The sequence below is a fragment of the Pelosinus fermentans JBW45 genome, assembly GCF_000271665.2.
Classification (GTDB): Bacteria; Bacillota; Negativicutes; order DSM-13327; family DSM-13327; genus Pelosinus; species Pelosinus baikalensis.
Map to the genome: position 1 here is coordinate 4174403 of NZ_CP010978.1, position 15440 is coordinate 4189842.

The 15440-nt window shown below is 41.1% G+C and carries 17 protein-coding genes; 10 read left to right on the top strand and 7 right to left on the bottom strand.

What is annotated here, in order from left to right; all coding sequences use genetic code 11:
* The first annotated feature begins 27 nt into the window (after positions 1-27).
* The 7 genes from JBW_RS18450 (at position 28) to JBW_RS18480 (ending at position 6303) form a co-directional block, all read left to right on the top strand.
* Positions 28-879 (top strand): 4Fe-4S dicluster domain-containing protein, encoded by an 852-nt coding sequence (locus tag JBW_RS18450; protein ID WP_007960437.1) that lies wholly within the window; start codon positions 28-30, stop codon positions 877-879.
* On the top strand, positions 876-1793 hold the full coding sequence (locus tag JBW_RS18455) for an ATP-binding protein (RefSeq protein ID WP_007960436.1): 918 nt from the start codon (positions 876-878) through the stop codon (positions 1791-1793). The genes JBW_RS18450 and JBW_RS18455 overlap by 4 nt, the downstream gene beginning before the upstream one ends.
* Positions 1794-1842: 49 nt before the next feature.
* Entirely contained in the window at positions 1843-2811 is a 969-nt protein-coding gene (locus JBW_RS18460) for a phenylacetate--CoA ligase family protein (RefSeq protein WP_007960435.1), read from the top strand.
* A 53-nt stretch (positions 2812-2864) separates the two neighbouring features.
* Positions 2865-3233, top strand: a complete 369-nt coding sequence (locus JBW_RS18465) for a NifB/NifX family molybdenum-iron cluster-binding protein (protein WP_007960432.1) — start codon at positions 2865-2867, stop codon at positions 3231-3233.
* A 43-nt stretch (positions 3234-3276) separates the two neighbouring features.
* The gene (locus tag JBW_RS18470; protein WP_007960431.1) at positions 3277-4485 is read left to right on the top strand and encodes an iron-sulfur cluster carrier protein MrpORP; all 1209 of its coding nucleotides are present in this window, start codon (positions 3277-3279) and stop codon (positions 4483-4485) included.
* A 133-nt stretch (positions 4486-4618) separates the two neighbouring features.
* On the top strand, positions 4619-5395 hold the full coding sequence (codY, locus tag JBW_RS18475) for a GTP-sensing pleiotropic transcriptional regulator CodY (RefSeq protein ID WP_007960430.1): 777 nt from the start codon (positions 4619-4621) through the stop codon (positions 5393-5395).
* Positions 5396-5475: 80 nt separating this feature from the next.
* On the top strand, positions 5476-6303 hold the full coding sequence (locus JBW_RS18480; RefSeq protein WP_007960429.1) for an MBL fold metallo-hydrolase: 828 nt from the start codon (positions 5476-5478) through the stop codon (positions 6301-6303).
* Positions 6304-6446: 143 nt separating this feature from the next.
* Here JBW_RS18480 and JBW_RS18485 read toward each other — a convergent pair whose 3' ends face one another.
* Genes JBW_RS18485 through JBW_RS18500 form a run of 4 tightly spaced genes read right to left on the bottom strand, consistent with a single transcriptional unit; the run spans position 6447 to position 9704 of the window.
* A complete protein-coding gene (locus tag JBW_RS18485; RefSeq protein WP_007960428.1) occupies positions 6447-8135 on the bottom strand; it encodes an FAD-dependent oxidoreductase in 1689 nt (562 codons plus the stop codon).
* Between the two features lie 23 nt (positions 8136-8158).
* Entirely contained in the window at positions 8159-8407 is a 249-nt protein-coding gene (locus JBW_RS18490) for a TIGR03905 family TSCPD domain-containing protein (protein ID WP_007960427.1), read from the bottom strand.
* A gap of 48 nt (positions 8408-8455) precedes the next feature.
* Positions 8456-9037, bottom strand: coding sequence for a class I SAM-dependent methyltransferase (locus tag JBW_RS18495; protein ID WP_007960426.1), 582 nt, complete (start codon positions 9035-9037; stop codon positions 8456-8458).
* A 31-nt stretch (positions 9038-9068) separates the two neighbouring features.
* A complete protein-coding gene (locus JBW_RS18500) occupies positions 9069-9704 on the bottom strand; it encodes a 4Fe-4S binding protein (RefSeq protein ID WP_036681974.1) in 636 nt (211 codons plus the stop codon).
* Positions 9705-9965: 261 nt separating this feature from the next.
* Here JBW_RS18500 and JBW_RS18505 point away from each other — a divergent pair, with 261 nt between their 5' ends.
* The 3 genes from JBW_RS18505 (at position 9966) to JBW_RS18515 (ending at position 13244) form a co-directional block, all read left to right on the top strand.
* Positions 9966-10235, top strand: coding sequence for a metal-sensitive transcriptional regulator (locus JBW_RS18505; protein WP_007960424.1), 270 nt, complete (start codon positions 9966-9968; stop codon positions 10233-10235).
* Positions 10236-10441: 206 nt separating this feature from the next.
* Positions 10442-10765 carry an ArsR/SmtB family transcription factor gene (locus tag JBW_RS18510; protein WP_007960423.1) on the top strand — a complete coding sequence of 108 codons (324 nt, stop codon included), beginning with the start codon at positions 10442-10444 and terminating at the stop codon, positions 10763-10765.
* Positions 10766-10799: 34 nt separating this feature from the next.
* On the top strand, positions 10800-13244 hold the full coding sequence (locus JBW_RS18515) for a CoA-disulfide reductase (protein WP_007960421.1): 2445 nt from the start codon (positions 10800-10802) through the stop codon (positions 13242-13244).
* A gap of 112 nt (positions 13245-13356) precedes the next feature.
* On the opposite strand, the gene JBW_RS18520 is transcribed toward JBW_RS18515, so the two are convergent.
* The 3 genes from JBW_RS18520 to JBW_RS18530 all read right to left on the bottom strand — a co-directional run bounded on the left by JBW_RS18520 (position 13357) and on the right by JBW_RS18530 (position 14965).
* On the bottom strand, positions 13357-13593 hold the full coding sequence (locus tag JBW_RS18520) for a thioredoxin family protein (RefSeq protein ID WP_007960419.1): 237 nt from the start codon (positions 13591-13593) through the stop codon (positions 13357-13359).
* An 18-nt stretch (positions 13594-13611) separates the two neighbouring features.
* Complete coding sequence (locus JBW_RS18525; protein WP_007960417.1) at positions 13612-13938, bottom strand: ArsR/SmtB family transcription factor; 327 nt, start codon at positions 13936-13938, stop codon at positions 13612-13614.
* A 79-nt stretch (positions 13939-14017) separates the two neighbouring features.
* Complete coding sequence (locus tag JBW_RS18530) at positions 14018-14965, bottom strand: permease (RefSeq protein ID WP_007960415.1); 948 nt, start codon at positions 14963-14965, stop codon at positions 14018-14020.
* Between the last annotated feature and the right edge of the window lie 475 nt (positions 14966-15440).

The window sequence follows — 15440 nt, forward strand, 5'->3', positions numbered from 1 at the left end:
TTTAGCTATACCAAAGGAGGAGTCCATGTGCTTATCAGTATTGCCAGTGGCAAGGGTGGAACAGGTAAAACTACGCTAGCCCTACTACTCGCCTCCATTCATTCAGATATCACCCTGATTGACTGCGACGTGGAAGAACCAAACTGTCATTTGTTTCTCAAACCAGAATGGCAAGACCAAGGGCAAGAAGTTGCGGTCATGATACCACAGATTAATATAGAATTGTGTAATGGATGCGAAACTTGTTCAACTGTCTGCCTATTTAATGCCATTGCAATTTCTGGCGGAGCAGCCCTATTATTTAACGAATTATGTCATAGTTGCGGAGGTTGCATTCTAGCTTGTCAACAAGGTGCCATTACAGAAGCTAAGAAACTTATTGGCACCATCACGACTGGAACTTCACCAATCTTTCCTACTATTCAATTCCTAAGTGGCTCATTAGATATCGGCACCCCCAGTGCTGTGCCTCTTATCAAAGCCATAAAAGAAAAAGTCTCTCATCTTGCGGGTGATATCCTACTTGATTGTCCGCCTGGTACCTCCTGCTCTATGGTTACTGCCGTCAAAGATAGTGACTTTTGCATTCTGGTCACTGAGCCCACCCCCTTTGGCAAGCACGATCTGGAATTGGCAATGAATATTACCCATCTGCTCAACATACCTACAGGTGTAGTTATTAATAAAAGTGACGAAAATATCGGCGATGAAAGTATTGAATCCTTGTGCCACATTCGCCAAATTCCAGTATTGGCAAAAATACCCCATAGTTTCTCCTTTGCTAAAGAATATGCTGCCGGCTTCATACCTGATGAATTTCAAGCTGTCGCTGCTACTATCTGGAGCCAACTAAATGCCAAAGGGAGTGAGGGAATATGAAAGAATTAGTCATTGTCAGCGGCAAAGGCGGTACTGGCAAAACTAGCATCAGTGCTGCCCTCGCCTTTCTGTCGTCACAAAAAGTGCTAATAGATTGTGATGTAGACGCTGCTAACCTTCACTTAGTCAGCGGTGCCATCATCCGTGAAACCCATGAATTTAAAGCTGGTTTTGAACCAAATGTTGATGAAAACAAATGCACCTCTTGCGGCCAATGTACTGACTTATGTCGTTTTGGGGCCATCACTGCGGGTGTCATCACTACACCCCTTAATTGTGAGGGATGCGGCGTATGTGCCTTCAATTGCCCTGAACATGCTATTTCCATGCTGGAAAAACAAGCTGGTCATTGGTTTTTAGCTGATACTCATTTGGGTCAGTTAATCTATGCTGAACTAGGTTTATCGGTGGAAAACTCAGGAAAACTGGTTAGTAAAGTACGACAAGAAGGCAAAAAAATTGCAAAAGCTAAGAAATTCCCTCTCATGATCACGGATGGTCCTCCAGGTATCGGCTGCCCAGCTATCGCCGCCTTATCGGGTGCCAGTTTAGCACTGGCTGTGGTAGAACCCTCCTTATCCAGCATACATGATTTAAAGCGCTTAGTCGATTTAGTTGCCCATTTCAAAATCCCCTTAGCAGTGTGCATCAATAAGAGTACACTCCATCGGGAAAATACCCGAGAAATTATCGCCTGGTGCCACAGTAAAGCCATTCCTATCATGGGCCAACTTCCCTATAGTGATGCATTTCGCATCGCTGTCCAGTCCGGTAAAACCGTGCTAGAAATGGAGGATGCCGCTGTCATAGAAGAGATGACAAAACTATGGCATAACCTTGCAAAACGTTTAGAGGTTTCCATAACTGAAAGTAATATTGGCTTTTTTCGGAAAAAACTCAATATTTTTCAGTAAAAGCCTCTTTATAGAATGAAGGAAACAAAAGCATCTGGAGGTACTCTATTTGATATTAAACACCGGCATTGAATCTATGACTGAATCGGAAAAAGTACTACTACAAAGCCAGCAACTACAAAAGCTAGTCGAGCGAGCTTACGAAAAAACAAGTTTTTATCAAGAACGTATGCAAGCTATAGGTTTGACACCTAATGAAATTCAAACTATCAATGATATCAGCAAATTGCCCCTCATGACTTCAAAAGATTTAACCAACAACTATCCTTTTGGGCTGTTAACCATTCCCGTAAGTGGTATTGCTCGATTTCAGCAAAGAAGCGACTTCAATACCGCAGTGGGATTTACCCAACAAGATATTTCTCACCAAGTCGAAATGCTCTGCCGCACTTTAGTTGCCTGTCATATAATCACTAGTTCAGTGATTATGATTGCGCCCCAATCCTTAGACACTGACAGTATTGTAGCATTACAACAAGCTGCAGAAAGTATTGGAATTACAGTCATATCCAGTCCATTACCTAATGTAACCTCCCAAATTAAAACCCTATTGGATTTTGGTGTTACGACTATCTTTTCTACTCCTGACATTCTTTTTCAATTAGCAGATTTCTTGAAAAATGCAGGTTTTTCTACCCGCGACCTACCTCTCATGAACATTCTTTGCGAAGCCCACCACTGCTCTGCTACAGTACGCAAAAGCCTGGAAGAACAATTTCAAATTCCCGTTTATACAATCTATGGGCTGGCAGAGTTAATGAATCTAGGAATCGCTGGTGAATGCCATAAGCAAAATTGGTTACACATCCACGAAGATCATTTTTATCCAGAAATCATTGACCCTCACACTGGTTCTATTATTTCTAATAACCAACCCGGTGAATTAGTGCTCACCACCCTTTCTAGAGAAGCCATGCCCCTTATTCGTTATCGCACTGGCGACATGGCTCTATTGGAACATAAACCATGTACCTGCGGCAGAACATCGGCACGGTTAAAACTAGTTACTGATAAATAAGCTGCTTGATTTAGCAAATGATCTATAAGAAACGAAAGTGAGGAAAACAGATTATGAAAATTGCCATTACATCTTACGGTGAGGACTGCCACGCAGCAATCGACTCTCGATTTGGTCGAGCTGATTATTTTTTGATTTACGACCAGGATAAAGAAGCTTGGGAGAGTCTGCCAAATACACAAAACCTAGAAGCTGCCCATGGAGCTGGTATCCAAGCCGGTCAAGCCATAGCCAAAACTGGAGCTAGCGTACTCATCACGGGGCATGTCGGCCCTAAAGCTTTCAAAGTGCTAGAAGCAGGGAAAATCGCCATGTATTCCATAGGAGATATGAGTGGTAGCGTAGAGGATGCGCTAGCAGCTTTCCTTGAAGGAAAACTTGCAGTGATCGACGTGCCAGGTGCTATGAATCACGGTAAATAATATACTCATTTTTACAGCAAAATCAAAGGAGATGGATGTTAGAATGTCTTGTAACTCAACTACCACAGATCATGATTTTGAAGCACAAAGCCAAAAAATCAATAATTTCTTGCAGAATGTCGACCACAAGATCGTTGTCATGAGTGGTAAAGGCGGCGTCGGGAAAAGTACGATTGCCACTAACTTAGCCGTATTTCTTAGCAGCCAGGGCTATAAAGTCGGCCTATTGGACGTGGATGTACACGGTCCAAGTGTTGCTGGTCTTTTAGGACTTACTGACCTAAAACTAAATATTATTAACAATCGAATACAACCTTATTCTTATACCGATAATTTAAAGGTAATCTCTATCCAAGGATTATTAAATCACCCAGATGAACCGCTCATCTGGCGAGGTCCAATGAAAATTGGCATTATCCGCCAATTTCTAGGCGATGCAGATTGGGGTTCCTTAGATTTCCTCATTATCGACAGTCCACCCGGAACTGGCGATGAACCTTTGACAGTGGCTCAAACAGTAACTGACTGCCAGGCTGTTATCGTAACAACTCCTCAAGAAATTTCGCTGGCAGATGTACGCAAGTCTATTCAGTTCTGTCAAAAGGTAAATATGCCAATTTTAGGTCTAATTGAAAATATGAGTGGATTCGTATGTCCCTCTTGCAATAGCCTGCATGCCATCTTCAAAAGCGGTGGTGGCGAAAAATTGGCAACGGCTGTAAATATTCCATTCTTAGGTCGCCTACCCATTGATCCTAGCGTGGTCACTGCTGGTGATGCTGGTCAATCCATTGATAGTTTGAACAATCCTAGCAAAGAAAAACTGCAAGGGATTGTCGATCAAATTATTAACCAACTTCCCAATAAAAAGAAAGGTGCTGATTCAACTATGAAAATTGCGATTCCATTAGCTGGAGGTAAACTTGCTACCCATTTTGGTCATTGCCAAGAATTCGCCATTATGACTATCGATAATGGTAACGTTACCAAACATGAAACTTTGACCCCACCTCCTCATGCTCCTGGTGTCATTCCTAACTGGGTGGCTGATCTAGGATGTACTGACATTTTAGTCGGCGGCATGGGTGAAGCGGCCCAGGTCATTTTAAAAGAACGTGGCGTAAAAGTCTCGTGTGGTGCCCCATCGGATACTCCTGAAAACTTGGTTGCCCTCTATCTGCGCGGCGAACTTGTCGACTCTGGCAACGCCTGCGACCATGATGCTCACGGTCATGACTGCGGCAGTCATTAAATAAGTCTTTCAGACGCATCTAGAACGATATTCCATCATTCTAGATGCGCCTTTATCTATGAAAACGTAACTCTTCATCATTATATTTTATAATCTATATGATATAACCTAATGAAAGGCAGGAGAAATTGTTATGAAATCCTTATTAGAACGTACTCGTAAAATCAATAAATTGTTACAAAAATCTGAAAAAGTAGAGTATGCTGAGATGTCTACTTTGCTGAGTACGGTAATGGGTGCTAATATATATATTATTAGTAAAGATGGTAAACTACTTGGCTATGCTTGTTTGGATAACTTTGAATGTGATTTGATGCGTGATAAAGTGCTGTTACCAGGAATCTTTCCAGCGTACTATGTGGAGTGGTTGCTGAGAGTTAATGAGACTTCACCAAACTTAACTCTTAAAGATGGACTGTGTGCATTTAGTAAGGGAGAGCCATGTCTCTTCAACGATAAGTTTACGACTATTGTACCTATTCATGGTGTAGGTCAACGCATTGGTACTCTAATTGTAGCTAAGTTCCATACGGAGTTTAATGATGATGATCTTATCTTAGCTGAATATGGAGCTACCGTTGTAGGGATGGAATTTCTAAGGGACCGAAGTGGGAAAATTGAAGAAGAAGCTCGTAAAAAAGCAATAGTCCAAGTCGCTATTGGCACCCTTTCTTATTCAGAACTTGAAGCTGTGACACACATCTTAAATGAGTTGGATGGCAATGAAGGATTATTGGTAGCGAGCAAAATTGCTGATCATGTAGGTATTACCCGTTCAGTAATTGTAAATGCGTTACGCAAATTTGAAAGTGCTGGAGTTATTGAATCTCAATCGTTAGGTATGAAGGGAACTTTTATAAAAGTACTGAATGATCGCTTATTTGAAGAATTAAAGAATCTTAAAAACTAATAGAATTTCTTTAATAAAGATATAGGAATAAGTGCCATTTATTATTGCACTCGTTGCTCACCAAAAGGAGGTCTTACTTTATGCGACTTACTATCCTCGTTGATAATACAGCCAATATGCGAGACCTGAAAGCTGAATCTGGTTTTTCCCTCTACATTGAAGATCAATCAACTAAAATTTTATTTGACACTGGCTGTTCTGCTCTATTTATGGAGAATGCCCATAAACTTGGCATTAATTTACGGGAAGCAGATTACATCATATTATCCCATGGTCATTATGACCATACTTGGGGCCTCAAACACCTACTCCATTTGTACCTCACTGCCGACACGCCTCATAGCTCTAACCCTATATTATTAACCCATCCGTTGTCCTTTAGTCACCGGACAAAGGACGGCAAAAACATGGGTTGCAATGTATCAGAAGAAGAACTGATGAGCTCCTTTACTATCCACAAGAGTAAGACTCCATTGTGGATTAGCAAGCAACTTGTTTTCTTAGGTGAAATAGAACGTAAATTCCCACATGAAGGAAATCAAACGATTGGCCAGATTATCAAAAACGGCATTGCTGTCATTGACTCCATGGAAGACGATACTGCGCTCGCCTACAAATCAAGTCAAGGGCTTGTCATTATCACCGGTTGCTCCCATTCAGGCATATGCAATATCGTGGAGCAGGCTAAAGAAATTTGTCAAGATGATCGAGTGCTATCCATCATCGGCGGACTGCACCTACGAAAACCATCAATCGAACAACTTAATGGTACCATTACCTATCTACGCCAAACGAATGTCAGAAAGCTGTATGCCTGCCACTGCACAGATCAGCCTTCACGCATTGCTTTGGCACAACTAGGTAACCTTTGTGAAACAACCGTCGGACTAACTCTGGAATATCCATAATATCTTTGATAGAAAATCCGGTGTAAAATGAATCATTTATAAAAGAAATATAATGCATTCAATAAAAAGATGGCAGGCGCATGTTTGACAACTATAAGTATCAAACATGCGCCTGCCATCTTTTTATTATTCTACATCAACAATCATTTATTTTTATCACAGACAAAGGGCCAAGATACAATGCCACCTTCCAATACCTTGACGTTCTCAAAGCCCACGCCTTCCAAAATACCTTCTGCTTCATAGCCTCGTAAACTTATTTTGCAAAAAGCTATAATTTCATCATTTTTATTCAGTTCAACTAATCGGCTACGCAGTTGTCCTAATGGAATATATGTAATATTTTCGTAATCAGCCAAACGTATCTGCTTGCATTCTTCTGGACTACGTACATCAAGAAAGACCGTATCACCAGACGTCATTTTTTCTTTGGCTTCCAGAGATGAGATACCCTTGAACTTGCCTGCCAGTTTATTCATAAGGGTATTGGCAGCCACTACTACGTTATCAATAGGAGAATTATAAGGTGGAGCATACGATAGATCAATATCAAACAAATCCTCAATACTTCCACCTAGCGTTAGCACTGTTGCCACAACGTCTATCCGTTTAGATACGTCGCCTTCACCGACTGCTTGCATTCCCAGCACTTTACTAGTGTTAGCATCAACGATCAATTTTACAGTAATTAGTTTTGCCCCTGGCATATAATGAGGTTTGTCATGCCCCGCCACCATGGTGGTGATGTAGTCATATCTAAGCTGTTTGGCATCCCGCTCCGTCAGACCCGTTTTGCCAACGCTAAGGCTATGTATTTGAGCCACCGCAGTAGTAAGGACACCTTTAAATTTAAGATGCCCACCGCACAAGTTTTCACCAATAATCCGGCCGTGCTTATTAGCCGTCGAACCCATAGGCGCAAATACTTTTTTCCCAGACATTACATTTACATTCTCCACGCAATCACCGCCAGCATAGATATCGGGATCACTGGTGCGCATTTCTTCGTCTACGACGATGGCCCCTGTTGAACCTATGACCAGCCCAGCTGCTTTGGCTAATTCTATATTGGGACGTGCGCCGATTGCCAATATCACTAAGTCAGCAGGAATACTACGCTTGTCAGTCTCCACCGCTGCTACAGAGGTATCACCAGTAAAGCGTACAACTTTTTCATCCAGCAACAGGGTAATACCTTTATCCTGTACATATTTACCCACAATCCCGCCTATTTCAGTATCCAAAAAAGCAGGAAATACTTGGTTTTTCATCTCTACAACGGTAACTGGGATTTTCCATTTAGTCAATGCTTCAGCCATTTCCATACCAATCAGCCCTGCACCAATAATAACAGCACTCTTGAACTGATTGCCTTCTAAGCCTTGTCGTACAGCTTTTGCATCATCTGGATGCCAAAGTTGATAGATATTAGAGAGTTCCACTCCAGCCAGCGGTGGTTTGATAGCTGATGCTCCAGTGGCAATGACCAGTTTGTCATAAGGAATTACCTCTTCTTCCCCTGATACTCGCTTCTGAACCTTTACCGTCTTGGCCTCCCTGTCAATAGCAGTAGCCTCTGTTTTCGTCAGCACCGTAATATCCTTAACGTTTTTAAAAAATGTCGAGTTACGCATTGCCCCCACCGGGGTTTTCATCAAATCATCAATGTCCTTTACGTCACCGCCTACATAATAGGGCATGCCACAGGCACCGTAGGAAATAAGTTCTCCTCTTTCCAGCACTATAATGCTGGCTTTTGGATCACAGCGTCTGGCTTTAGCAGCCGCCTTCAGCCCAGCAGCAACACCGCCAATGATTACAATTTTTTTCATACTCTTCCCTCCCATTTTATTATCTATGATTTGTTATTCTGTAGTTCTTCCAGGGCCCTTGCCAATTGATCAGTGCAAGAAGTTTGATTACGACAAAGATTTCCTTTGAATTTTTGAATCACCTCATCCACCGGCATTCCCTCAATCAATTTGCTGATAGCATTGAGATTTCCCATACAGCCACCATCAAATTTCACATTTTTTATCCTGCCATTTTCCACTTCAAATTCAATTTTCTTCGAACAGACTCCCTTGGGAATGAATGTAATCATTGTGCTACCTCCTCCTACTATATTTTAGAATACTATATAACAACTGTTTTATTCCCTCTGTTTTTTCCCTATGATTCCATAAAACTCGTCACCAAGATCTATTTTACTGATATCTTGAAACTCCATATGTTTTAGTGTTTCAATAAGTTCCGCTTCCGCAATTCTATGGCTAATGGGAGGACCCATATGACTCTCCTGTTTCTTCCATTCTATAATTGCCACTTTGCCATCCCATGCTAAGATCCTTTTTACTTCCTGCAAAAAGCTGCTTAAATCATTGGTCTCATGAAGTACATTGCAAATAAACGCATAGGTAACACTTTCATCATCAACTATTAAGCTATTTTCAACAGTTTTAACTATTTCAATATTGCCTACATTATTCTCCGTTGCTCTTACATGTACTTCACTCAGCATCTCAGTGGAAATATCCATTGCATAGATTTTTCCTATTTCGCCAACGATAAGAGCGGCAGGAATACTAAAATATCCGATTCCACAGCCCACATCTGCTACAATATCTCCCTTGTACAAGTGTAGTTTTTCTAACGTAGCTTCTGGAGGCAATAGTTTTCTTCTTTCAGGATTATCCAATTTATTTTTATCTTTTACTGAAAATTTATGAGACATGTGTATACCATCCCTTCTAAGTAAGAATTTTTTAACGACTAAAATTCTTTTCAAATGACAGAGATTTCTTAGGACAAACATGAATGCATTCTTCACATTTGATGCAATCTGAATCGATAAACTGTGATCCTTTTGCTTTATAGGGTTCAAGCTGCATAGGACATGCTTTCGCGCATAACTTACAACTTACGCAGGTATTCGCCACTGACATGGGCTTTTTACCGACTGAGACCCAGGATGCTAAGGTTCCCATCGGGCAAAAATTACACCAGGTACGTGAGCTATATAGTAACGCAAGAGCCCCTCCAAAAAGAGTGGTGATTAAAATAATTCTGAGGAACACTAAACCAATGGCATCTAAGTTTGGCCATGCATAGTACATCTGACCCCCAAAGACGATAAAAATAACCAATAACATGAAGCTTCGAAACCAAGTTGATTTAGCCCATTGCGGGACGTGCTTACGAGAATTTATTTTAGTGAAAACGCTATCCCACAGACTTCCTCTAGGACAATAAGATCCACACCATTCCCTGTCCCTATATAATGCTACAACTACAGGTGCTAACATACAGATTAGCGCAACCACTCCGAGAGCTGGCCAGACGAAAAAGCCCACAGAAAGATATAGTAATAGAATGCTGAACCCATACTTTTTCCAAATCATTTGCACTAATCCCTTCCTCCTCCATACCCCCCCGGGGTGGAGGGTATGATAGTATTATATCTTTTTCTATTTAATTTGTATACCCAACTTTATAAAATTTATAAAATAATTTTATTAATGCTCTTTTGGCAATTTATTTACCTTATTTCGTGACATAATGTACCCTGCATTCATTTTACTCCATCCCCTTGACATAACTTGCCGTTTCATGCAAAATAAATTTACTACCCCCTCCCATAGGGGCACTACGGAGGTGATATCATGCCAAATACTAGCACCCAAAAAGAAGTGCTGAACCGATTACGTAATATTAAAGGCCATGTTGCTGGAATTGAGCGTATGGTTGGTGAAAATGCTCCTTGTAAGGATGTTCTTCTCCAGCTATTGGCTATACGTTCTTCAATAGAAAAGACAGGAATATTTATTTTAGAAAATAATGCTGCCGAATGTCTCCTCTCCGATAGCATACCAGCAGAGGAAAAAGTAAAAGTAAATCAATTAGTCAAAGACATCGTTGCTTTCTTAAAGTGATTTTCTTGGTTTATGATAGGGATGATAAGTGCCAATCAATACTTATTAAAGAATGAAAAAGTGGCGAGAAAATATTCTCAGCCACTTTTTCTGCAAGAACAAGGCACCCAAATTTACATCTACCATATTGACATTTATCCATCTTCATCATATCATTATATCGTAATATATAAATATATAGATAATATAGCGAGGTGAACCATTTCATGGAGCTAAATTTGCAAAAATATACAGAGCTGGCCGAGATACTCAAAGCCCTGGCCCATCCAACCCGCCTCTGCATCGTAAAAGGCTTGATTGAAAAAGGGGAGTGCAACGTTACCCATATGCAAGCTTGCCTAGATATGCCCCAGTCTACTGTATCTCAGCATTTGCAGAAGTTAAAATCCGCCAACATCATCATAGGCATACGCAGTGGTCTGGAAGTAAACTACAGAATCTGCGACCAGCGGGTCGCCAAGTTAGTTAATATCCTATTTGAAGAAAACATTAATAACGAATTAGAAAAAAAAGATTATCAGAGGCTATAATTCCCAGTGTATTTAAAAGAAGGAGGTTATTACTATGAGTAAAAAAGTACTAATTATTGGCGGCGTAGCTGGTGGAGCTTCTGCGGCAGCGCGTCTGAGACGTCTGGATGAACATGCACAAATCATACTGTTAGAACGGGATGAGCACATATCCTTTGCCAATTGCGGTCTGCCCTATTACATTGGGGAAACCATACAGGATCGAGAAAAGTTGCTGGTTCAAACGCCGAAAGGCATGCAGGATCGTTTCAATATCGATGTCCGCGTCAACAGCGAGGTGACGGCACTCCATCCAGAGCGTAAGACTGTCACCATTCATAGCACAACCAAGGGGATCTATGAAGAATCCTATGATGCATTAATCCTCTCACCCGGGGCCAAACCTATCAAACCACCCATCCCTGGAATTGACAGCAAGAAGATCTTCACTCTGCGCAACATTCCTGATACTGACCGTATCAAGAAGCAAGTGGACCTTGAGGACATTCAGCGAGCGGTGGTCATTGGCGGTGGTTATATCGGCGTAGAAATGGCGGAAAACTTAAAGGAACGCGGGATGGAAGTCACCTTAGTTGAGGCTGCTCCTCACATCCTGGCACCCTTTGATTCTGATATGGTGGCCATGATGGAAAAAGAATTGGAAGAGAACGGCGTCCGGCTGCTCCTCAATGATGGCGTAAAAGCCTTCCAGGAAAAGAGTACTGGATTAGATGTGGTATTGAGCAGCGGTACCACCCTTACTGCCGACCTAGTCATCCTAGCCATCGGCGTTGCTCCGGACACGAGTTTCGTTAAAGAAAGCGGCATCCAATTGGGAGCTCGTGGACATATTCTGGTCAACGACCATATGGAAACCTCCATTCCCGATATCTATGCTGTGGGAGACGCTATCGAAGTGAAAGATTTCGTCAATGAGCAGGGTGCTGCCATTCCTCTAGCCGGACCGGCTAATAAGCAAGGACGCATTGTTGCCGATAATATTGCCGGCATCTCCTCCACTTTCAAAGGTACACAAGGAACCTCCATTATTAAGGTCTTTTCTCTGACTGGGGCCACCACTGGCAACAACGAAAGGAATTTAAAGCGTCTGGGTCTCCCTTATCAGGTAGTCTATGTCCATCCTTTCTCCCATGCCACATACTACCCTGGCGCTTTACAACTTTCCTTGAAACTCCTGTTCAACGGGGAAGGTCGCATCCTTGGCGCCCAAGGAATCGGTATAGAAGGCATAGACAAGAGTATTGATGTCATTGCTACCACCATGCGCCTGAGTGGAACGATATATGATCTTACGGAGCTGGAACTCGCTTACGCTCCCCCCTATTCTTCTGCTAAGGATCCGGTGAACATGCTGGGCTTTGCCGCTGAAAATATTTTAGCCAAGCGCACCGAAGTCTTTACCTACGAAACTCTACAGGAGTATGACCAGGAGCATACAATCCTTTTGGATGTTCGATCTCCACTGGAATTTGCTAACGGTCATCTAGATGGTGCCATCAATATTCCCTTAGATACGCTGCGGCAACGCCTTTCTGAACTGGATAAGGATAAACTCATCCTGGCTTATTGCAAAATGGGTCTACAAGGCTATCTTGCTTCCCGTATCTTGCGTCAAAATGGCTTTAAGGTAAAGAATATGACCGGTGGCTTCAAGTCTGCCTCCATCTTCTTTCCTTCCCAAGATACACCAAATTCCATTTCAAACCAGATAGCACCCGCAGCATCCTCTACTTCCTTTGACCGCTTTCTCGATGCCTGCGGCTTATCTTGTCCCGGCCCACTGATGCAGTTAAAATCAGTTATCGATGAAATGAAGGAGAATGAAATTCTGCAAGTAACGGCTTCCGATCCAGGTTTCACGGAAGATGTCAAAGCTTGGTGCTTGCGAACCCATAACTCCCTACTCGATTTGAGTAAAAACAAAGGTATCATCACCGCCCTCATCAAAAAGGGTAGCGTTCCTCTTCCTCTAGCCGCCCCAGTTACCACGCAGCCCTTAGGTCCAGCCAAGGACAATAAGACTATTGTAGTATTTAGTGGCGATCTAGACAAAGCCATGGCTGCCTTTATCATAGCTAATGGCGCCGCCTCCATGGGAAAAAAGGTCACCTTATTTTTCACCTTCTGGGGCCTAAACATCCTGCGCAAACCAGAACGTATTCCTGTCAAGAAAGGATTCATGGATAAGATGTTCGGTTTTATGATGCCGCGTGGCAGCAAGGCGCTGAAGCTCTCCAACATGAACATGCTGGGCATGGGCACCCAGATGATGCGGATGGTGATGAAGAATAAGAACGTCTCTTCTTTGGAAGAACTCATCCAATCTGCCATGGCAGCAGGCATCGAGATCGTAGCCTGCCAAATGTCCCTAGACGTCATGGGCCTAAAACAAGAAGAACTCCTAGACGGCGTCAAGGTTGGTGGTGTCGGCTACTATCTTAGCGAAGCGGAAGATTCTAATGTGAACCTGTTTATCTGATTTAGAATTGGAGGCCAGTCAAAATAGTGGTATGAGCTTGCTTAGCCTTAAATTCATATTAAAAGCAAACAAGTCGCTACCACTTTCATGTGATAGCGACTTGTTTGCTTCTTTAGCTATTAAGCAAAGCTTTAATTTCCTCTTTATTCGGAACTTTACCAGATACTTTTACTACACCATCAACAACCAATGCTGGCGTGGACATAACGCCATACTTCATAATTTCCTTAATATTTTCCACTTTTACAAACTCAGCATTAATCCCAAGTTCCTCTGCGGCTTGTTTCGTTGTCTCTAGTAATGTGCTGCATTTCTGACATCCCATACCCAATATTTCAATCTTCATCATTAAAAAAACCTCTCTCTTTTATTTAACATCCTGTAATAATGTTTTACTCTGATTTACCTGCTCAATCACCAGCGCTTCTGCAAGCTGCAGAATTTCTATAACAGTCGGATAGAGTGCAGTATAAAAAACGCGAGTTCCATCTTTTCTTGATGCAATTAACCCTTGTTTTTTCAATATGCTTAAATGTTGGGATAAATTTGATTGTTCAACACCCATTTCCTCGATTAATTCACACACACATCGTTCACCTGATTCCAACAATTTCAGAATTTGAATTCGAGCTGGATGGGCGAGTACTTTGAATAGCTCTACTTTTAAATTCATAATCACTTTTTGATTTCCCATCTTACATCCCCCTGCTAATTCCTAAATATAATAGTACTATATTCAGTATCTTGCTCAAATCAGGTAATGTCAATCTCTTTTATAAAACAATATTAAACATATAACCAGTTAACGTAATTGCCACTACCAGAATACTTACAAATATTGCAATTAATTTAGGTTTTAACACATTGCGCAATATAATCATCTCAGGTAGGCTCAAGGCTGTGACCGACATCATAAAAGCAAGAACCGTTCCCATACTCATACCCTTTTCCATTAAAGCATAGACAATCGGTATTACCCCGGCAGCATTTGAATAAAGGGGTACCCCTACCAATACAGCCAATGGTACTGCAAAAAGGTTATCCTTCCCTGCATAATCTGCCAGAAAATCCTGTGGCGCATAACCATGAATAAAACCGCCTAAACTGATCGCAATAACCACATATAGCCATACCTTCCGCAGAATCTCTTTCGTATAGTCTTTCGCATATTGTAGTCTAGCTGCTACGGTCATGCTCTCGATTTCATTTTGTCCAACTTTCATCTGGTAAACATATTCTTCTACCAAATGCTCTAATTTAAATTTTCCAATAATATACCCAGAAATAATAGCGACTAATACACCTGTTGATATATAAATCATCGCAATTTTCCAGCCGAACATGCCCCATAGTAAAACTAATGCTACCTCATTTACCATTGGTGATGAAATCAAAAAAGAAAAGGTAACTCCTAACGGAACCCCAGATTCAACAAAACCAATAAACACAGGCACTGCCGAGCAGGAACAAAAGGGTGTGACAATTCCGAGTAATGCTGCCAAAATATTTCCTAAAAATTCCCTCTTGTGACTCAGTAGTTGTTTCGTGCGTTCTGGTGGGAAATAGGTTCTTATGATTGATACAAAAAAGATAATGATGGCTAACATTATAAATATTTTCAGCGAATCATAAATAAAAAAATTTACCGCATCCCCTAATTTAGATCCCTTTGTGATTTCAAAAACTTGATATGTCATATAATCTGCAAAAACATCCAACAAAATACTCACCGCCTTCTTTAATAATTAATATATTATAATATTATAATATATTAATTATTGCGTCAAGTAATTTTTAGTCAATTAATTTGGAAACAGCATAGTTCTATTCCAAAATAAGATGCGTTACCTATGGCAAAAAACGTGCTTCCCTCAATATAAACTTATTCTCACAAATTACCTACTGCTTTTATAATGCATTATAATCGAAATTCCTATAAAAAAAGATGACCTTACTTATAAAGATATTCCTATAAGTAAGATCCAGCGGCAAAATTTATGTATTAACGTTGAAATATTATTTTAAAAAGATGAACAACAGGTAATAATTTCTTTATTTTCGCTTGATACATTCAACACCCTCCATGTTAGTTATCATAACTAACTAGCCTTCATTCTGGTGGCATACTTGACATAATTATTTGTATTATACACATAACCAAAAACTGGTGTAATCATACTTTCTTTCTATATTTTT